This window comes from Pseudomonas kitaguniensis (assembly GCF_049199985.1).
GTDB lineage: Bacteria > Pseudomonadota > Gammaproteobacteria > Pseudomonadales > Pseudomonadaceae > Aquipseudomonas > Aquipseudomonas kitaguniensis.
In genome coordinates, this window is the sequence record NZ_JBLZPT010000005.1 from 178732 (window position 1) to 197682 (window position 18951).

The following is an 18951-nucleotide window of genomic DNA, read 5'->3' on the forward strand; positions in this document are numbered from 1 at the left end:
ATGAAGCCCGAGCATATGAAACTGCTTCGGGACCGATTCTGGCGGCTGAACAATCTCTACTTCATCACGGATAAGCAAGGGAAGAAGGTTCGCTTCCGCATGACGCAGGAGCAGATTGATTACTTTCAGGGGATGCATACCCGGAACATCATCCTGAAGGCTCGTCAGCTGGGCTTCACGACGCTGGTGTGCATCGTCCAGTTGGATGCAGCGCTGTTCGAAGCTGCGAAGTGCGCTTTGATCGCTCACACACTGAACGACGCTAAGCGCCTGTTCCGGGAGAAGGTCAAGTACGCCTACGACAACCTGCCGAAAGAGCTGCGTGCTGCCAACCCGGCACGAAATGACGCCGCCGGTGAGTTGGTGTTTAGCAAGGGCGGTTCGCTGTACGTCAGTACCTCGTTTCGGGGTGGCACGCTGCGCTACCTGCACGTATCCGAGTTCGGGAAGATCTGCGCCAAGTTCCCGCACAAGGCACGGGAGATCGTCACCGGTGCTTTCGAGGCTGTCGCTGCTGAGTGTTTCGTCACTATCGAGTCGACGGCAGAAGGCAGGGCTGGCTATTTCTTTGATTACAGCCAGTCGGCGGAGCGCCAGAAACTGGCCGGCGTTCCGCTGGGCCTGCTCGACTGGAAATTCTTTTTCTTCAGTTGGTGGAACAACAAGGCCTACAGCCTTGACCCGACTGAGGTTGTGATCCCGCAGCGCCTGACCGACTACTTCAAGGAACTGCACACCAAACACGGAATCGTCACAGATGACGGGCAACGCTCCTGGTATGCGGCCAAGGAGAAGACGCTCGGCGACGACATGAAGCGAGAGTACCCGTCTTTGCCTGCGGAAGCCTTCCAGCAGTCAATCGAGGGCGCTTACTACGCCAAGCAGTTCACAAAGCTTTACGGCGCGCAGCGGATAGGCGCGCTACCGGACAACAGCCATCTTCCGGTGCATACGATTTGGGATATTGGTGTTGGCGACTCAACGGCTATCTGGTTTGTTCGGATTGTCGGTGAGGAATATCACGTCATCGACTTCTACGAGAACAGTGGGGAGGGCCTTAGGCACTATATGAAGGTGCTCAAGGATCGCAAATACACATATGGCGATCACTGGGGGCCTCACGACATCGACAATCGAGAGTTCGGTAGCGATGGCAAGACCCGGCGCGAGATCGCCCGCGAGGGCTACGAGATCGACGGCCAGAAATACAGCATCAAGTTCAGCGTTGTCCCGAAGATCGGTATCGACGAGGGCATTGAGCATGTCCGGGAAATACTCCCGAACTGCGCGTTCGACGAATCCAAATGCGAGCTGGGCATTTCCTGCCTAGAAAACTACCGCAAGGAGTGGGACGACAAGCGGGGTTGCTGGAAAGACAAACCACTTCACGACTGGTCATCACACGGCGCGGACGCCTTCCGCTACTTCGCCGTGTCGATGGGCCGACGCAAACGCACAGGCGGAACACGCCGAATTGGAGGCTTGGCCTGATGCCAGTGCAATCGACAAACCCCGACTACGACGCGCATATCGCCGAGTGGGAAATGATGGACGACGCGCTCGAAGGTGAGTGCGCCGTGAAGCGTAATGAGCGAAACCTCCCAAAGCCCAGCGGAATGGTGGAGGCTGAAAAGCTGGACGCCACCGGCAACAGGTATCTCTACCAGAACTACACGAACCGGGCTCAGTACGAGCACTGGGTGCGCGACTCGCTGCGTTCGATGATGGGGCTGGTTTCTCGACTCATCCCCGAGATCGAGCTTCCCGCCCGCTTAAGGGGGCTCGAGGACAACGCCACAGCTGACGGCTTCGGCTTAAAGCAACTGTTCTTCCGCATGGTGCGCCAGGCAATCTCGCACGGTCGCGTGCCGCTGGTGGTGAACATCGACGATAGCGGCGAGCCGTATTTCTCTACGTACGCTACGCGCAATGCGATCAACTGGGGCACCGCTGATCAAGGTGGCCGGCAAGATCTGGTGCTTTCGGTGTTCCGTGAGTTCCGCAAGAAGGGCGGTGACCGATACAGCCATGACTGCGACACGGTGTTTCGTGAGTTCTTCATGCTGGGAGACGTCTGCTACACCGCGGTGCGTAATGAGGGTGGCGAGCTCGTCGAGGATGAGAGACCGCTGGGCACGACTGGTACAGACAATCGCCTGGTCAAAGGCTTGCCCTACCTACCGGTGATCTATTGCGGCTCGACCGACAACTCGCCGGAAGTTGACGAGGTGCCGCTGCTGACAATGGCGCGGGCAGCTTTGAAGTCTTACCAGTTGAGCGCCGACTATTTCACTTCGTTGCACCAGACCAGCCACCCGCAGCCTTGGGTTTCTGGCTTGGATGAGGCTGTGGAGTTGAGCGTAACCGGCCCATCTGCCGCATGGGATCTTGGCCTGAATGGCGAATGTGGCTACCTGGAGTTCAAGGGCGCGGGCATCGAAGCCGTTCGCACGGCCATGGACGATCAGAAGAACGCCGCGCTTGAAGCCGGTGCCAAGGTCATGGACGTGGGCGGCACCGAGTCTGGTGAGGCACGTAAAACTCGCCAGAACGATCAGCACGCCACACTGCACAGTATCGTCATTACGGTTGCTGAGGCAGTGGAACAGGGCTTGCGTTACGCCGCTGAATGGAAGGGCTACGACCCCAAGCAGGTGAAGTTTAAGGTCAACCCTGAGTTCGTCACCCCAGTGGTCGACGCCCAGGTTCTTGCTGAGCTGCTCAAGGGCGTGATGGCTGGCACGATCAGCGCTGACACCTACTGGCATTACCTCACCACCGGCAAGTTGCCGGAGCGCCCATACGAAGACGAGGCCGAACTGATCAGCGACGAGCGCGAGTCGGCCGGCATCAACTTGGACAAAGACGATGCCAACGACAAGCCAGGCGCAGGTGGAAAGCCAACTGCTGGAGCAAACGACTCGCCACTCGGTAATGCTGGAGCGGCTTAAGGCCGGTGAGGTAAAGAAGTTCGAGGAATACCTGCGCCAGATTGACACGTTGGTACGGGAGCAGTTGACCCGCAATGAACTGACCACCTACAGCCGGGACCGGCTTGAGCAGTTCCTGGCCCGAGTGGACGGCAAGCTACTGGAGATATACAAGGCCTACGGCGACCTGGTGCAGGCTGATCTGGTCGACCTCGCGCTCTACGAATCGAGTTTTGAGGCCAAAAGCCTGAGCAATGCGCTCTCTATCGACGCGGTGGTGCCGACCAACACAGTGATCCGCGCGGCTGTGTTCTCCTACCCGCTGCAGGTCAAGGGTATCGACGGTGGCAAGCTACTGAAGAGCTTCGTCAGCGGGTGGACGCGCACCGAGACGATGCGCGTCACGAATACCATCCGGCTCGGCTTTGGCCAGGGCCAGACCAACGCCCAGATCATCCAGGCGATTCGCGGTACCGCGGCTCAGAACTTCACGGATGGCGTCCTGGCGGTGAGCAACCGCAATGCTGCCACCGTGGTGCAGACAGCAATCCAGCATGTCGCCACCACGGCACGGATGGAAACGCTGAAAGCCAACAGTGACGTAGTGCTGGGCTACCGCTGGGTGTCGACGCTCGATCGCAAGACCTCGCAGCAGTGCAAGGGCTTGGACGGCATGCGCTTCGACCTGGGCAAGGGACCGCTGCCGCCGGCCCACATCAACTGCCGATCAACCACGGTGCCGACCACTAGGCTTTCGGAGATGTTTGCCAAGGACGGCACACGCGCCTCGGTGGGCGATAACGGTGGGGCTCAGGTTGACGGTGGCCTGAATTATTACGAGTGGCTGGCAACGCAACCGGCGAGCTTCCAGGATCATGCCCTCGGGCCTGTCCGGGGCAAGTTGTTCCGCGATGGAGGGCTGACGCCGGAGAAGTTCGCCAAGCTGCAGCTCGACAAGTCTTTCAAGCCGCTGACCCTGGCGCAGTTGAAGGAAGCAGAGCCAGACATGTTTATCCGAGCAGGCGTTACACTCGGCGCTTCACCAGGTTGAGATAGCACATGCAGATCATCGTTGAGGACGGGAAGGGCAAGCCAGACGCGAATAGCTTCGTGCCGCTGGAGAAGCTGACCTTCTACCGCGACTATTACGGGTTTCGGATACCTGAAGCAGAGGCTGACCAGGTCGAACTGCTGCTGCGCGGGGCGACCGACATCAACGGTCGCCAGTGGAAGGGCAGAAAGGCCAATCCTGACCAGGCCATGGCCTGGCCCCGACGTAACTGCAAGATCGAATACCAGATACTGTCGGAGACGTTCGTGCCCTTTGAGCTTGAGTGGGGCCAGGTGCGGTTGGCGGTTGAGCTGTATGCCGTCGAGCTGGGCTTTCAGATCGAAGAGCCAACGCATTGCACTGAGCCGAATGGCCGGCGTACGCGACTCAACCGAGATACGCCCGGCCTGCGCATGCGGCCGCCGCCATACGCGCCAAGCAGGACGCAGTTCGCTGATTACCTGGTGATGCGCGGGCTTTCGATAGTCCGATAAAACACAGTATTCACACCAAGCCGCCCAACGGGCGGTTTTTTTATGCCTGCTGATTAGGTCAGTAGCCCAAAAATCCCGAGGGGATACCCATGTTCAAGCTTAAACAACTCTTTCTGAATGCTTCTGATGAAGGTGGCGAGGGTGGAGGTGGTCCTGCAATAACCCCTGAAATTCAGGCGCTAATTGACCAAGAGGTCATTCGACTCAAAGCGAAAAACACCGAGCTGCTTGGCTCGCTCCGGACCACCAAAACCGAGCTGGACGGCTTCAAGGCCCAGTTCGAAGGCCTGGACATCGCCGCCGTGAAAGGGCTGCTGACCAAGGTTGGACAGGATGAAGAGACCAAGCTAATTGCCGAAGGCAAGTTGGACGAGGTCATCACCCGCCGTACCGAGCGCCTGCGCACCGACTACGACACCAAGCTGGGAGCCGAGAAGGCCCGCGCCGACAAGGCCGAGCAATTCGCCGCCAAGTACAGCGACAAGGTACTGGCTGATTCCATCCGTGCTGCTGCCATCAAGGCCGGCGCGCTCCCCGAGGCTGCCGAGGACATCATCCTGCGTGCCCGGGGCACTTTCAAACTCAGTGAAGACGGCGAGGCGATTGCCACCGACCGTGACGGCGAGGTCGTTTACGGGAAGGACGGGAAAACCCCGCTGTCGCCGCTCGAATGGGCGGAATCGCTGCGTGAAACCGCAACACACCTGTGGCCAAGGGCCCAGGGCGCCGGGCAGACCGGTGACAACGGTGGCAAGGCCACGAAAAAGTGGGGCGAGTACACGGAGGTCGAGCGTGCCTCGATTGCCCGTGACAACCCTGAGCTGTTCAAGAAAATCCAGGCCACCAAAGGAACCTAATTCATGGCAACTACCCAACTGACCGACATCTTCGTCGGCGACTACTACGCCTCCCTGGCGCCGGTTAACAGCCCGGAAAAGACCGCTGTATACGAGTCGGGCATTGTGACCCGCTCGCCCGTGCTGGATGCGATCGCGTCCGGCAGCCAGGGCACCGCCGAGATCAGCTACTGGCAGGATCTCAACGCCGATGAAGCTCCGAACATCAGCAACGATGACCCGAACGACCAAGGTGAAGTTGGCAAGGTGACCCAGGACAGCATGCGTGCCCGTGTCCTGTACCTCAACAAAGGCTACGGCGTAACCGACCTGACCGCTGAGCTTGCGAACAGCGAGCCTCAGCAGCAGATCCGCAATCGATTCGGCACTTACTGGACTCGCCAGTGGCAGCGCTACACCCTGGGCGCGTCTCGCGGCATCATCGCCTCAAACATCGCGAATAACGGCGGTGACATGGTCATCGACGCTGGCGCGACCATCAGTGCGAACGCCTTCCAGGATGCCGCGTTTACCGCCGGTGACGCAGCCGACCAGTTCGGCGCGATTGGCGTGCACTCGGTCGTGATGAACCAGATGGTCAAGCAAGACCTTATCGAGTACCTGCGTGACTCGGACGGCAAGATCATCCTGGCGACCTACCTGGGCAAGCCGGTGTTCATGGACGATGCCTTGGTGTATGGCTCCGGCAAGTACCTGTCGGTGTTCTACGGCCAGGGCGCTTTCGGCTACGGCGAAGGCTCGCCGAAGGTGCCAGTAGAGTTGGAGCGTAAGCCAGGAGGTGGCAACGGTGGCGGTGCTGAAGTGCTGTGGGAGCGGAAGACCTACATTCTCCAGCCTGCAGGCTTCAGCTGGCAGGGCACCGAGGCTCAGAACCTCAGCCCGAATGCAACCCAGTACGCCTCCGCTGCGAACTGGAAACGTGTGTTCAGCCGCAAGCAGGTACCGTTCGCTGCTGTCATCAGCGGTACCACAACGCCGTAATCCGGCCCACACAACCTGGCGTCTTTATGGGCGCCGGGGTGCTTTTGAGGTGACTCATGAAAGTGATCTACACGGACAAGCCGGGCAAAGAGCGCGGCGTATGCTACCGCCTGCTGAGCGAATTCTTCGGCGTCATCGGGTCCGCGACCGAGGTGGTCGTTGATGGCGATGCACCGAATATCTTCGATGCCTACCAAGCAGCCGGCATCAAGGTTTCCGATGGCAAGGAGCAGGAAATCCCTGAAACCGACCCTCTCAAAATGAAGGTCCCCGAGCTGAAAGAGTGGCTGACCGCGAAGGGCATTACCTTCGACCCAACCGCCAGGAAAGAAGACCTGCAGGCCCTGGTGCCAGCGGAATAAGGACAAGCATATGACCGATTTCATCACCGTTGCCGATGTTGACGCCTCGCTGGGTCTTGGCTGGGCGGGCACCGGTGATCCGGTCCTTGCTGTGACCATGGCCAACGCCTGGCTCACGGCCAAGATTAAGCGGGCTGTTCCCGATCTGGTCCCGACGGAGATCAAAACAGCCGGCGCCCAGGTCGCCAAAGAGGCTGCGGCGGGCAAGTTGTACACGTCCACGCAGAAGGAAGTGCAGAGCAAGACGGTTTCGGCTCAGTCCGGCACGTCTGTAAGCAAGACCTACGTGGCAGGCTCTACCGATCAGTCCGCGGGCGAGAATTTCGCACTAGCCCTGCTGGCACCCTGGATCAAACGCTCCGGCGTGATGATGCTGAAAAGGATCTGATAATGGGCATGCGTGAAGAGATCCAGGCCGACCTGGCTGAAGCGTTCGACGATCCTGATGGCCTGGCGGACGCGGTAAAGCCGGTGGCGGGCGTGCGTAAGGTTGCTGGCGAGTATGACCCTGACTTGGGTGGCGAAACGCCGGAGACCACCCTGACTTACACGGGGCGCGGAGTTCTGGGCAGCTACCTGTCCAAGGAAATCGACGGCAGCCTGATTCAGTCCACCGACAAAAAGCTTCTGGTACTGCAAAACGAGCTGTTCGTCTCCGAGGCTGGTCTGCCAACGGCGGTACCAGCGTTACCAGTTATCGGGGACATTATCAACGGCCTCCGGGTGATGAACGTGTCTGCCGATCCTGCTGACGCAACATGGACCGCGCAACTGAGGAAGTGAGATGGCAAGCAAAGGCGCCGGCCAGTCCGGCAGCTTCGCACTGAGCTTGGCCGCGTTCGCCGCGCAGGCTACCGAAGCCCTCGACGCAAGCATGCGCGAGATCATCATTGAGGTCGGCAGCAGCCTGATCCGCATGTCCCCCGTGGGTAACCCGGAGATTTGGGCGCAGAACGCTGTGGCGACCCAGTACAACAAGGCCGTCGACGATCACAACAGCGCGCTGCGTAGCGACCCGGCCAACCTCACAAAGGCAGGCAGGCTAAAGCCAGGGCGCAAGGTGCACGACAGCATGGACATTGCGGCGCCCGCAGGCTACGTGGGCGGCAGGTTTCGCGGGAACTGGATGTTCAGTATCGGCACCCCGGACGGCAGCACAACTGAAGAAGTCGACCCGAGCGGCGTCAAGTCGACGGCGCGCATTACCTCCGGCGCTATCGAATTCAAGGCGGGCGACACCTGCTACATCACCAACAGCCTCGGTTATGCCATCCCGCTGGAGTTCGGCCATTCGACCCAAGCACCCGGCGGTATGGTCCGGGTCACCGTGGCCCGCTTCCAGCAGATCGTGCTGGAGGCCATCAGGAACAACCAGGTATGAGTCACGCAATCATCGCTTCGATCTACGAGGCAAAGCTCATCGCCTGGAACGCTGCCAGGTCGGATAATCTGAAGATCGTCTTCGAGAACACGGCCTACACGCCGGCGGCGGACGAGACCTACCTGAGGGCGTTCACGATCCCGGGCGACACCGCGAGCAACACGCTCGGCGGTGATCACCGGCTGTTCACCGGCGTGTTCCAGGTGAGCATCATCGCTCCGGCGGGCACCGGCAAGACCAAGACGAATCCGATTGTGGCTGAGTTGACAGACCTGTTCCCGCTGTATGTGCGCGACACGAAAAACGGCTTCGTTGTCACGCCCATGACGCCGGTAGATCAGGGGCCAGGTATCACCAGCGACTCCACCTACACCGTCCCGCTGTCGTTCTCGTACCGGACCGACACCACACCATAATCCGCCCGTTGGGCAAATCCTGAACCCGCCAAGTGCGGGTTTTGTCATTTCTGCAAAGAGGAAAACCCATGTCGATCTACTTCCCCAACGGGGCAACACTTGCGATCTCAACCGGCTTTGCTGCCGCCAAGTTGATCTCCGCCATCAGCAACGCAAATCCGGGCGTGGCCACGGCTTTGGCCAACGGTTTCTCCAACGGTGACATCCTGCTGGTTACTTCGGGCTGGGAGGACATCAACGAGCGAGCCGTGCGCGTATCCAACGCTGCAGCCGGAGCCTTCACGCTGGAAGGCATCGATACCTCGAACGTTGCGTTCTTTCCGGACGGCATCAGCGCGGGCACTGCCAAAAAGGTCACCGGCTGGGTTGCGGTGAACCAGGTGATCGGTAACTCGATGTCTGGCGGTGAGCAGCAATACTGGACGTATGCACCGCTGGAGGCTCGCCGCGACAAGCAGATTCCGACTACCAAGAATGCCCAGGCGTTTGCGTTCCAGCTCGCCGACGACGACAGCCTGGCCTGGTACGAAGAATTGGATAAGGCTGATCGTGAGAAGGAAGTGCGGATTCTGCGCATGTCTCTGCCCAACGGTAAAACGATCTACTACGCCGGTTACCCGTCGTTCAACAAAACCCCAACGCTGGTGCGCAACGAGGGTGCAGCTGTGACATTTGGCTTCACCATTAACGCCGAGATTACCGCGTACCGCGCGCCAGTGGCTGCTGGCGGGGGTAGCTGATCATGGCGAAGTTCAAGATCGCGCAAGGCGCTACCTTCAATGCGGATGTGGAAATTCCGCGCGTTGGCGGTGCATTCATCAAGGTGCCGTTTGAGTTCAAGTATCGAAACCGCAATGAGCTGGCGGCCCTGTTTGCGGGGTGGCAGCAACGGGCAAAGGACGATCAGGAGGCTTTCAAGGCCAAAGCTGATGATTTGACTCTGGTCGACATCACTGATGCGGACATTGAGCGCCAGGCAGATCAGGTCCAGGCATTGGTTGAAGGTTGGGGGTTTGAAGACAAGCTGAGCCCTGAGTCGATCCGCGCGCTGGTGGAAACATCTGCCGGCGCCGGTGAGGCCATTGTCGCGGCCTATCAAGCGGCTTACGCACCGGCCCGCACGGGAAACTGATCCGCGTCGCACGCGCCCTGTATGAGCCCCCTCCGAGTGCCGAGCAGTTGGCGGCATTCGGTCTCGACGCCTCGGACATGGAAGAAGCGTTTGAGGTGTGGCCGTGTGTCTGGCCTGCGTTCCGCTTGTTCGACGGCCTCTCAACACAGTGGCGCACCGGCGCGTGCGGCGCGACCGGCATTGATTACACCGCAATCACCAGCGTTGCCGAGCTGATCGGCATGAAGAAAAAACAACTCAGAGAGATCTTCCCCGACCTTCAAATAATGGAGGCCGAGGCGTTGCTCGTTATGTCTGAGCAATCGAAATAATGGAGCACTCATGTCTACGATCGCTGAGCTTGGCATTGCGGTAAATTCAGGCGAAGCGGTCAAGGCCACCTCCGATCTGGAGAATCTTGCAAAGGCTGGTGCCAAGGCTGAGAAAGCCGCTGATGGTGTGGCGTCTGGTTTTGACAAGGCTGCAACCGCTGCATCCGACCTCTCGGCATCAGAGCGCAAGCTGTCCGAGTCTCTCGACGAAGCCAAGGCGCGATTGCTGGCCACGGCGAAAGCCTCGTTGGAGTCGAGTGAGTATTACCAGCGCCTGACCACCAGCGTGAACACCAATGCTTCGGCGATGGAGTCGTCCGGTTCGTCGGCAAGCAGCTTGGCTGCGCTCCAGCGCCGTCTACAGGCTGAATCCGACGCCCTGATCGGCTCGACAGATCGCCAGGCCGAGGCGACCAAGAAGGCGGCGGCAGCGACCGGCGCCCAGGCCGAAGGCTTGCAAGAGCTGCTCGGTAAACTCAACCCAACAATGGCTGCGCTCGATAAGCTCGATCAGCAGCAGGCTCAGCTGCAGAAATACAAGGCCGCCGGCGTCATTGATGCCGACACCTTCCGCGAGTACTCCGCTCGCATCGACGCCTCCCGCCAGAAGCTGGGGGAGTTCGACGAGGGGTTGAGAAAAACTGGCGTCAGCTCCGGGCAAACACAGGCGGCGCTGCGTCAGCTTCCAGCACAGTTCACTGACATCTTCACCAGCCTGGCAGGCGGGCAAAACCCGCTGATGGTACTCATCCAGCAGGGCGGTCAGATAAAAGATTCGTTCGGCGGCATCGGGCCGACGATGGACGCACTCAGGGACAAGTTCCGCTCGTTGTTTTCCGGCGGCGCCGGTGCGGCTGTATTGGGAGAGTCGCTTGCGGGTATTGCCTCCGGCGCGAAGGACACCGCTGAAAGCGCTGGCGAGGCAAGTGAAAGTCTGTCGGACCTGGCTGAAAGCTCGAACACAGCTGCGGAGGCGGCCGAGAACGCGCAGAAGGCCGTAGGCGCTATCCGCCCCGCAATGAGCGGGGTCACGTTCGGCGCTGCTGGTATGGCCCTCGCGCTGGCCGCCGTGGTCGTGTCGCTCGGCACCATGGTCTACGGCTACAAGACCGGCAGTCAGGAGGCGGACGAGTACAACAAAGCACTGATATTGACCGGCAATTACGCAGGAACATCTGCGAGTCGCTTGGCTGATCTGGCGCAACAGGTCAGCGCGACGAATGGCACCACCAGCGAGGCGGCCGCATCGCTTACCAAGTTGGCGTCCAGCGGAGTTATCGCGGGCGACAGCTTCAAGGTTATCGCGGATGCCGCCGCGGCGATGGAAGACGCTACTGGCAAGTCGGTGGACGCGACCATTGCTGAGTTCGTCAAGATCGCTAAGGACCCAGTTGCGGCCGCGAAGGAACTGAACGATCAGTATCACTTCCTGACGGCTTCGGTTTACTCGCAAATCGTTGCTCTTAAGGAGCAGGGCGACACCATTGGCGCCGCAAAGCTGCTTACTGATACTTACGCGGATACCGTTAAAAGCCGATCCACGGAGATCACCGACAACCTGGGTTTCGTCGAGAAAGCCTGGAAGGGCATCACCGATGAGGCCAAGAAATCGCTGGATGCGATCAAGAACATTGGCAGGGACCAGGGTGATGCCGTTCGGGTCACAGAACTCAATCAGAAAATCGCTTACCTGGAATCGACTGTCGGAACAGGCTTTGAGGAAGGCGACGCGAAAGTTCGCCTGACGGCACTCAAAGACGAGTTGAGCCTGCTGCAGGACAAGAAGGCAGCCCAGGACGAGGAGTTAAAGCGCAATAGCGACAATGCCAAAAGCCAGAAAGAGGGGATCGAGGCTGAGCAGCGGCTTAAGCAAATTAGCGACTCAATGCTCAGCAACGCTGAGAAGCGCGACAAGCTGACCAAAGCGTACCTGCGCGACGTCGAGGTGCTGAAAAAAGCCAACCCTGATGATCCAAAGGTTCAGGCCGACTATGTCGCCAAAACCCTTCAGAACATCAAGGACAAGAACAAAGACCCCCAAGCTGCATCCGCTGGCGCTGTAGACCTCACGGCATATAACGACGCCCAGAACGCGCTCAAGGGTATTCAGGACCAGTACACCAACACCTTTAGGCAGTTGGACGCAGCGCAGAAAGCCGGGTTGATCTCGCAGGCTGATTACGCAACGCAGCGCGCAGTCTTGATCCGTGCTGAGAAGGACGAGGTCACCGCCGGATACGAGGCGGAAATCTCCGCTCTAGAAACCGCCCAGGGTAAGAAGACAACCACCGCCGCACAAAGCATCCAATTGGACCAGAAGATCGCCGACGCACGCGCCGGTATGGTCAAGGCTCAGAAGGATGCTGATAGCCAGCTTGAAGTGCTGGCGACGAGCGAGACGGGGCGCCTGGCGAAACAGGAGCGGTCAATCGCCTCTTACGTCCAGGCACTTGGACAGCAGCAGCGCGCTCTGGAGCTTGCCGGGCAGCGCGCCGTAGTTGGCGTTGGCCAGGGTGACCGCCAGAACGCACTTAACGGTGAGCTGAACAGCCAGCAAGACCGGTTTGCTCAGCAGGCGCTGGAGCTAGCGAATCAAAAGTCCGACCCGTCGCGAAATATGTCGGAGGAGGAATTCAAGCGCAAATCTCAGGCGCTCGCAGATGCGAACAAAAACGCTACCGACCAGATCCGGCAGAACTATGCGGACGTTGAAGCCGCTCAGGGCGATTGGACGAAAGGCGCCTCAGCAGCTTGGGAAAACTACCTCGATTCGGCTCGCAACATCGCTGGGCAGACAAAAAGCCTGTTCGGCAATGCTTTCAGCAGCATGGAGGATGCGGTCGTCAACTTTGCAATGACCGGCAAAGCATCGTTCTCGGACTTCGCTAAGTCGATTTTGGCGGATATGGCGCGTATCGCTACCCGTCAGGCCAGTTCGGCATTGCTGAGTAGCTTGGTCAGCGCAACGGCCACCTATTTCGGTGGAAGCGCTGCCGCGGGCACGGGCAATGGATTAGCGGCGGGATCAGCCGGTGCAGTCTCATCGAACCTCGGCGCCTCCCAAGCGGGTTACTCGTCGACTTACCTCCAGGCTGAAGGCGGCGCCTGGTCCAAAGGCGTGCAGATGTTTGCCGACGGCGGCGCCTTTACCAACTCCGTCGTAAGTAAACCCACTGCGTTCGGCATGGCCAACGGCAAAACCGGTGTCATGGGCGAGGCTGGAGACGAGGCGATCATGCCTCTGACGCGCACGGCCAACGGCAAGCTGGGCGTTATGTCGGTAGGCGGTGGCGGCGGCACCTCCGTCAGTCTTTCAATGCCGATCATGGTCATGACAGACGAAGAATCGGGCAAGTCGGAAGGCGACGAACTCGATACCGAACTGTTCCAGCGAAACATGCAGGAGCGCATGCGCACCGTTGCGAAAGAAGAGATCGCCAAGTCTTGGCGCCAAGGCGGCGTGAGCAGCCGAAACGTAAAAGGATGATTTATGGCAATCGAGCGATTCACCTGGGCAACGGAAAAAGGCGCGGAGGGGGAAATCACCCAGCGCGTCCGCTCCAAGCAGTTCGGGGACGGCTACGAGCAGTCGGTCGAGGATGGGATCAATAGCCGAGCCCAATCTTGGCCGGTCACGTTCACCGGCATGAAGCCCCGCATCAAGGAAATAATGGTGTTCCTCGATCGGCATAAAGGCTCCAAGGGTTTCCTGTGGGAGCCCCCGCTGGGCGATCTCGGCTTATACAAGTGCAACGGCTACAAGCCGGTTCACCGAGGCGGCCAGGTCTACGCCATCACAGCAACATTCCAACAAACCTTTCATCCCTGAGATAACCGCGCATGTCACTGATAACGGACATCCAGAAATTGGAGCCCGGCGGCGAGATCCGCCTGTTCGAAATTGACGGGACCGAATACGGCGCCGATTACTTGCGCTTCCACGGTCACGCTATTCCGCATACGCCGGAGGAACTGCTTGCCTACGAGCATTCGGAAGAAGACCTACCGGCGAAGTCGATCTGGTGGCAGGGAGAGGAGTACGCGGCGTGGCCGGTGCAAATGGAGGGTATTTCCTCGAGCAGCGACGGTAGCGCCTCCCGGCCTACCTTCGCCGCCGGCAACATCAACGGGCGCGTTACGGCACTGTGCCTTGCCTTCGAGGACATGCTGAAGTTCAAACTGACGGTGCGCGAAACCCTGGCACAGTATCTGGATGCGGCCAACTTCCCCGATGGCAACCCAACTGCTGACCCAACACAGGAGGCGCTGGAAATCTGGTACATCGACCAGAAAACCAGCGAGGACGGCGAGGCCGTGGTCTGGGAGCTTTCTTCCCCCGGCGAGATCGACAACCACGGGCTGCCCGGTCGGCAGATGACGACCTTCTGCCACTGGGCCATGACCAATGGCTACCGCGGGCCTGACTGTGGCTACACCGGCGCGGCGATGTTCGACGACGAGGACAACCCCACGGATGACCCAACGCTCGACCAGTGCAAGGGCTGCCTGTCGTCCTGCAAGTTGCGCTTCGGAGAGAACAACGAGCTCAGTTTCGGCGGATTTCCGGCTGTGAGCCTCGTGTCCAGATCGTAGTAGAATGACTATGTGGCTAGGGCATGCAACCCGAAAAGTCGGCACCTAACCGACCTGCCACTCCTTTCAGTTAGGTCTCACGCTTTAGGGGTGTGAATTGAAGAGGAAATACCCAAAAGATTTAGTGGGCTTGCAGTTTGGCAGGCTCACGGTGGTCAGCGAAGCGCCAAACGATAGACCTTATAGGGTCAGTCTTTGGGACTGCCGATGTGTATGCGGCAATTCCCGAGTCGTCCAAAGATCTGCGCTCGTGTGTGGCGTACAAGTGTCTTGCGGCTGCTTTATGAGAATGCGGGTTAAAGAAACCCACACTACCCACGGACTACACAGGCACTCTGCCTATGGGACATGGAAGGCGATGATCGATCGCTGCTACAACCCTGATTCCAAAGACTACAAAGATTACGGAGGTCGAGGTATTCGGGTGTGTAATGAGTGGCAAGACATTGCGGGATTCGTCGCCGGAATGGGGGCGAAGGAGAAAGGCCAGAGCATCGACCGGCTTGATGAGAATGGCGATTACGAGCCAGGAAACTGCCGATGGACTGACGCTCTAGGTCAGGGCGAGCATAAGCGGAACAATGCCATTGTCACGCGCCTCGGCAATCAGAGGCATATCGCCAGTGTTTGGCGCGAGGCTGGCATAAAAGAATCTACGTTTTACAACCGCCTCGATGCTGGGATGACTCCTGATGAGGCAGCCTCAAAGCCCGTGCGCAAACATAATGCGACTCTGCTGATCGATGGCGAAGAGAAAACAGTCGTTGAGTGGGCGAAAATAGCCGGAGTGAGCCAGGCGACCATGCGCAATAGAGTAAAGGCTGGAATTATCGGACGGGCACTACTTAGGCCTCCGCAATCCGGGAAAATGTTTGCTTAACCAAGGGCGCTTCGGCGCCCTTTTTAGTGGGCGCAAATAATGCGAAAACACATCATCACCACCATCCAGGCGCACGCGGCAGCCGAGTATCCGAAAGAGTGCTGTGGCTTGCTGTTGGCGGTCGGGCGCGCGCAGAAGTACTTTCCGTGCCGGAACATCGCCACGGAGCCAAAAGAAGAGTTCCGGCTTGATCCAGAGGATTACGCGGCGGCGGAAGACGCGGGCGAGGTGATCGGCATCGTTCACTCGCATCCGGATGCCACCAGCAGGCCGTCGCCGCACGACTTGGCCATGTGCGAGGCCACTGCCTTGCCCTGGCATATCTTGTCGTGGCCTGAGGGGGATTTGCGCACCATCACGCCAACCGGCAGCACGCCGCTGCTGAAGCGCCCGTTTGTGCACGGTGCCTGGGATTGCTGGCAGGTTTGCGCTGACTGGTATCAGCGTGAGTGGGGACTGGAGTTTGAAGCCTTCCAGCGAGCTGATGGCTGGTGGGAGAGCGCGGAAAACGCCAGCCTGTACGAGGCAAACTACGAGGCCGCAGGCTTTGTGCGCGTGGACCGGCCTCAGCGCGGGGATATGATCGTTATGCATGTCGGTCGAACGGTGCACCCGAACCACGCCGGTATCTACTTGGGTACTGATCCGGCGCTACCCGGCGAAGAGTCGGGAGCGTTCGGCCCCGGCCCATTTCTGCTGCACCACCTATACGGCAGGCCGTCTGAGATCGTCGTTTTTGGCGGTCCGTGGTACGACCGAACTCGCTTGATCCTGAGGCACAAACTCTGCGTAGAGAGCTGAAATCTTTCGAAGCTTACGAGTGAGACGCTGAAGATGTTCCCAGCGGCCCATAGCGTATGAAAGAGGGGTATATATCGCAATCGATCACGGGGAACTGAGCTGGATTGGCTGCTGATCCTGACCTATGTGATATGCCCGAATATTCTCGAGAAGCGTCTGTCGCCCGAGTATTTTACGCCCTCTGTCTGTATCAAAGAAAAATCGGTTGAAACCGTGCACAGAGATTCAAAAATCGTTGCGAGGTCACTCTCCGAGCGAAAAGTGCTAACCCCTAGACCGGTCTCAACTCCACCCAGCGCGAATTCATGGCATCTGCTGGAAAGATTTAAATTCGATGATAAGAGAACATAGGGGAATTGAATTTTACCTAGCAGCATTGTTGTTTTCCTTGCTTTATACGCGCCGAGACTGGCGCAACTCCGAACCTAGAGATTTCAGGCGTAGAGCAGTTAAATCCTTAAATTCATTTTTCGCTGCCCGCAAGGCAGAAGGAGGGCCGCATGCCGCCAAGCCAAACCTACATGCTGACCATTTACGACCTCTTCATCATCACCGATGCCGGTGTCGTTGGAGCTGAAAACGAGGTCGCCATTCTGTATGGCGGTGTCGAGATTGATCGAGTGAGGTCTTCAGGCAAGTGCCAGAGCAAAGATGGCTACGCCCGCGCCTACACTGGCAAGCCTGGGCTTACGGCCATTGTTGCTTCTGGGCCGGGTCGAGTTCTTTTTGAGAAAGCTGAGGTTAGGCAGGCGACGTCAGTCCGCTGACGAAGTCATCCGTGCCCAGCCTATGAGAGCCATATCTCACGGCGTATTCATTGTTGAGGTGGGATGCTGCAGCGTCAGCTATGTGCTTGCTCGCATACACGTCAATGAGGTGCCAAACGGCAGGGCGCTCTCTCAGTACTGCCCAACCAAGGACACAGCCTTTGTTGTCAGGATCTGGCGGCAAGTTTTTAGAGAGACTTTTGATTAGCATGGCTGATCCTTGATTTGACGAAGGAAGAAACTACTCCTGTACGCTGGCGCTACGCCACTGGTATTCCATCCACGCTGGATGCCTGGCCAGGATGGCCTTACACAACCCATTGAGAGATCATTGCAAGTCGTCACAAATGGAGCTTGAAAAATCATGGTATTAACTTATCTTGAGAAAGAAAATATCGGTCTCATTCTGCACCTAGACGATGATGAATATCTGAAGTTACGATCCTCTTGGGAGTTTAAACTTCCGGAAGGCTACGATTTCTCGTTCGAGGCAATGTTGAAGTATCGCTATGTGGCTGTTGCGGTGAATGATGAGTGGAAAGTTATTGCGGAAATTAGTGATTGGCGTTTGAGCGCCAGTGAAAGCGGTCAACGCACAGTTATTTTTTCGAAATTTTCTGAGCGCGTGTATTTGCTATCGTTGGCGATTAGCAAAAATCTCAAAGAAAACATTTGGCTACACAATTCTCAAAAGGAGATAGTGGAGAAATCTCTGATCGATGAATCTACGCTTGTCCGGCCATGCCCTCTTCCGCCATCTTTGGATTTTGAAGAGGCATCCAGAGCCGTTGCAAGGCGTTATGGCGTTAGCGCTGATCAAGTTCAGATTTCTATCCATCGACTCGCCCATGGCGTCCGCGCTGAGTCGTAGCTTAACAAGCCTTCATCTCGCACTAAGCTTTTTACATCCACCCCGCAATGCTACAGTCCCGCCAAACCAAAGAGGGAACGACATGCGGATTTTGATAGCGGCGGTAGCGATGATGGTGCTGGCGGGGTGCTCGACATCTGGAGTGCAGCAGGGGGCGCCTTCCTTTTCCGCGCAATCGCAGAAGACACCACAGCAGTATGCTCGCTGCCTTGGCCCAAAATGGCAGGAATTCAACCCGTCAACTAGCTCTTTAGAAACGGAGAGTGGCTATAAGCTTTCCGCTTCGACAGCTTTTACCGGGGTTGTCGCTCTCGCAATTGTAGATAAATCTTCAGGCGGGTCGCTTGTGAAAGTTTTTCTCCCAATGGACTGGGCCGGAACGGCTGGTTGGAAGGACGCTGCCAAGGCCTGCATCTAAATACATTATCGCTAAAATAAAAGCCGCCCATGAGGCGGCTTTTTTACACTTGGAGAAAAGCAATGGCCGCACTCGCTATCGAATATCAACCAATGACTACGATCTTGCTGTATGGGCAACTTCGGCAATTCGGACGCTCTTTTCGACTGGCCGTGCGAACGCCCGCAGAAGCCATAAAAGCGCTCTGTGTTCAAATCCCAGGATTTGAGCGGTTTATCTCTAATGCAAAGTCGAGAGGGATCGAGTTTGCACTGTTTCGAGGAAGCAAAAACCTCGAAGAAAAGGAACTGGGCTTTGAAGGGTTGGGAGATATCCGCATCGCTCCAGTGATTACCGGTAGCAAGCGCGCCGGCGTACTTCAAACGATAGTGGGCGCTGTAATGATTGTGGCCGGCATTGTCGTCAGTGGAATGTCGTTTGGCCTTGCGGCGCCCTTAGGCGCTGCCATGATTTCTGGCGGTATAGGCCTTGTCGCCGGCGGCGTAATCCAGTTGCTCAGCCCACAGGCCGGCGGCCTTAAGACCAGCGCTGCGCCGGAGAATACGCCCGGCTACGCCTTCGGCAGCGCCAAGAACACGACTGCATCCGGCAACCCAGTACCGCTGTGCATCGGGGAGCGTCGGTGGGGTGGCGCAATCATCAGTGCCGCCATCTACGCCGAAGACCAGATGTAATCGAAGTCAGAATCACAGCAGCCGCCCACGAG

At 58.2% G+C, this 18951-nt stretch carries 23 protein-coding genes; all 23 read left to right on the forward strand.

Translation table 11 applies throughout. From position 1 onward, the window contains the following. On the forward strand, positions 1-1491 hold the full coding sequence (locus tag ACOZK9_RS09725) for a terminase (RefSeq protein WP_421555726.1): 1491 nt from the start codon (positions 1-3) through the stop codon (positions 1489-1491). Then, the gene (locus ACOZK9_RS09730; RefSeq protein ID WP_421555727.1) at positions 1491-2951 is read left to right on the forward strand and encodes a DUF4055 domain-containing protein; all 1461 of its coding nucleotides are present in this window, start codon (positions 1491-1493) and stop codon (positions 2949-2951) included. The genes ACOZK9_RS09725 and ACOZK9_RS09730 overlap by 1 nt, the downstream gene beginning before the upstream one ends. Beyond that, entirely contained in the window at positions 2869-3981 is a 1113-nt protein-coding gene (locus tag ACOZK9_RS09735) for a minor capsid protein (RefSeq protein ID WP_421555728.1), read from the forward strand. The genes ACOZK9_RS09730 and ACOZK9_RS09735 overlap by 83 nt, the downstream gene beginning before the upstream one ends. Positions 3982-3989: 8 nt before the next feature. Beyond that, complete coding sequence (locus ACOZK9_RS09740; RefSeq protein ID WP_421555729.1) at positions 3990-4475, forward strand: DnaT-like ssDNA-binding protein; 486 nt, start codon at positions 3990-3992, stop codon at positions 4473-4475. Between the two features lie 89 nt (positions 4476-4564). Continuing rightward, complete coding sequence (locus ACOZK9_RS09745; RefSeq protein WP_421555730.1) at positions 4565-5332, forward strand: hypothetical protein; 768 nt, start codon at positions 4565-4567, stop codon at positions 5330-5332. Positions 5333-5335: 3 nt separating this feature from the next. After that, entirely contained in the window at positions 5336-6313 is a 978-nt protein-coding gene (locus ACOZK9_RS09750) for a major capsid protein (protein WP_122251273.1), read from the forward strand. A gap of 56 nt (positions 6314-6369) precedes the next feature. Next, positions 6370-6675: a HeH/LEM domain-containing protein gene (locus ACOZK9_RS09755; RefSeq protein ID WP_099235211.1), complete on the forward strand. Its 306-nt coding sequence runs from the start codon at positions 6370-6372 to the stop codon at positions 6673-6675. A 10-nt stretch (positions 6676-6685) separates the two neighbouring features. Then, a complete protein-coding gene (locus ACOZK9_RS09760) occupies positions 6686-7063 on the forward strand; it encodes a hypothetical protein (protein ID WP_152750238.1) in 378 nt (125 codons plus the stop codon). Between the two features lie 2 nt (positions 7064-7065). Next, positions 7066-7458, forward strand: a complete 393-nt coding sequence (locus ACOZK9_RS09765) for a hypothetical protein (RefSeq protein WP_421555731.1) — start codon at positions 7066-7068, stop codon at positions 7456-7458. Position 7459: 1 nt separating this feature from the next. After that, entirely contained in the window at positions 7460-8056 is a 597-nt protein-coding gene (locus tag ACOZK9_RS09770; RefSeq protein ID WP_421555732.1) for a hypothetical protein, read from the forward strand. Further along, entirely contained in the window at positions 8053-8472 is a 420-nt protein-coding gene (locus ACOZK9_RS09775; protein ID WP_421555733.1) for a phage tail terminator-like protein, read from the forward strand. The genes ACOZK9_RS09770 and ACOZK9_RS09775 overlap by 4 nt, the downstream gene beginning before the upstream one ends. 68 nt (positions 8473-8540) lie before the next feature. Beyond that, on the forward strand, positions 8541-9212 hold the full coding sequence (locus ACOZK9_RS09780; RefSeq protein WP_421555734.1) for a phage tail protein: 672 nt from the start codon (positions 8541-8543) through the stop codon (positions 9210-9212). Between the two features lie 2 nt (positions 9213-9214). Continuing rightward, positions 9215-9604: a phage tail assembly chaperone gene (locus tag ACOZK9_RS09785; protein ID WP_421555735.1), complete on the forward strand. Its 390-nt coding sequence runs from the start codon at positions 9215-9217 to the stop codon at positions 9602-9604. A gap of 17 nt (positions 9605-9621) precedes the next feature. Further along, entirely contained in the window at positions 9622-9915 is a 294-nt protein-coding gene (locus tag ACOZK9_RS09790; RefSeq protein WP_122251279.1) for a DUF1799 domain-containing protein, read from the forward strand. 10 nt (positions 9916-9925) lie between these two features. Further along, complete coding sequence (locus ACOZK9_RS09795) at positions 9926-13402, forward strand: phage tail tape measure protein (protein WP_421555736.1); 3477 nt, start codon at positions 9926-9928, stop codon at positions 13400-13402. 3 nt (positions 13403-13405) lie between these two features. Next, positions 13406-13744 carry a phage tail protein gene (locus ACOZK9_RS09800; RefSeq protein ID WP_058415656.1) on the forward strand — a complete coding sequence of 113 codons (339 nt, stop codon included), beginning with the start codon at positions 13406-13408 and terminating at the stop codon, positions 13742-13744. Positions 13745-13755: 11 nt separating this feature from the next. Next, positions 13756-14508 (forward strand): phage minor tail protein L, encoded by a 753-nt coding sequence (locus tag ACOZK9_RS09805; protein WP_421555737.1) that lies wholly within the window; start codon positions 13756-13758, stop codon positions 14506-14508. A gap of 358 nt (positions 14509-14866) precedes the next feature. Beyond that, positions 14867-15388: a hypothetical protein gene (locus ACOZK9_RS09810; protein WP_099235200.1), complete on the forward strand. Its 522-nt coding sequence runs from the start codon at positions 14867-14869 to the stop codon at positions 15386-15388. 39 nt (positions 15389-15427) lie between these two features. Then, the gene (locus tag ACOZK9_RS09815; RefSeq protein ID WP_152745108.1) at positions 15428-16189 is read left to right on the forward strand and encodes a C40 family peptidase; all 762 of its coding nucleotides are present in this window, start codon (positions 15428-15430) and stop codon (positions 16187-16189) included. A 500-nt stretch (positions 16190-16689) separates the two neighbouring features. Continuing rightward, positions 16690-16956: a hypothetical protein gene (locus ACOZK9_RS09820; RefSeq protein ID WP_421555738.1), complete on the forward strand. Its 267-nt coding sequence runs from the start codon at positions 16690-16692 to the stop codon at positions 16954-16956. A gap of 364 nt (positions 16957-17320) precedes the next feature. Next, complete coding sequence (locus ACOZK9_RS09825; RefSeq protein WP_421555739.1) at positions 17321-17827, forward strand: hypothetical protein; 507 nt, start codon at positions 17321-17323, stop codon at positions 17825-17827. Between the two features lie 82 nt (positions 17828-17909). Continuing rightward, a complete protein-coding gene (locus ACOZK9_RS09830) occupies positions 17910-18245 on the forward strand; it encodes a hypothetical protein (protein ID WP_152750260.1) in 336 nt (111 codons plus the stop codon). A gap of 62 nt (positions 18246-18307) precedes the next feature. After that, complete coding sequence (locus ACOZK9_RS09835) at positions 18308-18919, forward strand: tail assembly protein (RefSeq protein WP_152750262.1); 612 nt, start codon at positions 18308-18310, stop codon at positions 18917-18919. Positions 18920-18951 lie beyond the last annotated feature (32 nt).

Coding starts and splice junctions, on each gene's coding strand:
- ACOZK9_RS09725 (WP_421555726.1), top strand. CDS start 1: ATGAAGCCCGAGCATATGAAACTGCTTCGGGACCGATTCTGGCGGCTG.
- ACOZK9_RS09730 (WP_421555727.1), top strand. CDS start 1,491: ATGCCAGTGCAATCGACAAACCCCGACTACGACGCGCATATCGCCGAG.
- ACOZK9_RS09735 (WP_421555728.1), top strand. CDS start 2,869: ATGCCAACGACAAGCCAGGCGCAGGTGGAAAGCCAACTGCTGGAGCAA.
- ACOZK9_RS09740 (WP_421555729.1), top strand. CDS start 3,990: ATGCAGATCATCGTTGAGGACGGGAAGGGCAAGCCAGACGCGAATAGC.
- ACOZK9_RS09745 (WP_421555730.1), top strand. CDS start 4,565: ATGTTCAAGCTTAAACAACTCTTTCTGAATGCTTCTGATGAAGGTGGC.
- ACOZK9_RS09750 (WP_122251273.1), top strand. CDS start 5,336: ATGGCAACTACCCAACTGACCGACATCTTCGTCGGCGACTACTACGCC.
- ACOZK9_RS09755 (WP_099235211.1), top strand. CDS start 6,370: ATGAAAGTGATCTACACGGACAAGCCGGGCAAAGAGCGCGGCGTATGC.
- ACOZK9_RS09760 (WP_152750238.1), top strand. CDS start 6,686: ATGACCGATTTCATCACCGTTGCCGATGTTGACGCCTCGCTGGGTCTT.
- ACOZK9_RS09765 (WP_421555731.1), top strand. CDS start 7,066: ATGGGCATGCGTGAAGAGATCCAGGCCGACCTGGCTGAAGCGTTCGAC.
- ACOZK9_RS09770 (WP_421555732.1), top strand. CDS start 7,460: ATGGCAAGCAAAGGCGCCGGCCAGTCCGGCAGCTTCGCACTGAGCTTG.
- ACOZK9_RS09775 (WP_421555733.1), top strand. CDS start 8,053: ATGAGTCACGCAATCATCGCTTCGATCTACGAGGCAAAGCTCATCGCC.
- ACOZK9_RS09780 (WP_421555734.1), top strand. CDS start 8,541: ATGTCGATCTACTTCCCCAACGGGGCAACACTTGCGATCTCAACCGGC.
- ACOZK9_RS09785 (WP_421555735.1), top strand. CDS start 9,215: ATGGCGAAGTTCAAGATCGCGCAAGGCGCTACCTTCAATGCGGATGTG.
- ACOZK9_RS09795 (WP_421555736.1), top strand. CDS start 9,926: ATGTCTACGATCGCTGAGCTTGGCATTGCGGTAAATTCAGGCGAAGCG.
- ACOZK9_RS09800 (WP_058415656.1), top strand. CDS start 13,406: ATGGCAATCGAGCGATTCACCTGGGCAACGGAAAAAGGCGCGGAGGGG.
- ACOZK9_RS09805 (WP_421555737.1), top strand. CDS start 13,756: ATGTCACTGATAACGGACATCCAGAAATTGGAGCCCGGCGGCGAGATC.
- ACOZK9_RS09810 (WP_099235200.1), top strand. CDS start 14,867: ATGATCGATCGCTGCTACAACCCTGATTCCAAAGACTACAAAGATTAC.
- ACOZK9_RS09815 (WP_152745108.1), top strand. CDS start 15,428: ATGCGAAAACACATCATCACCACCATCCAGGCGCACGCGGCAGCCGAG.
- ACOZK9_RS09820 (WP_421555738.1), top strand. CDS start 16,690: ATGCCGCCAAGCCAAACCTACATGCTGACCATTTACGACCTCTTCATC.
- ACOZK9_RS09825 (WP_421555739.1), top strand. CDS start 17,321: ATGGTATTAACTTATCTTGAGAAAGAAAATATCGGTCTCATTCTGCAC.
- ACOZK9_RS09830 (WP_152750260.1), top strand. CDS start 17,910: ATGCGGATTTTGATAGCGGCGGTAGCGATGATGGTGCTGGCGGGGTGC.
- ACOZK9_RS09835 (WP_152750262.1), top strand. CDS start 18,308: ATGGCCGCACTCGCTATCGAATATCAACCAATGACTACGATCTTGCTG.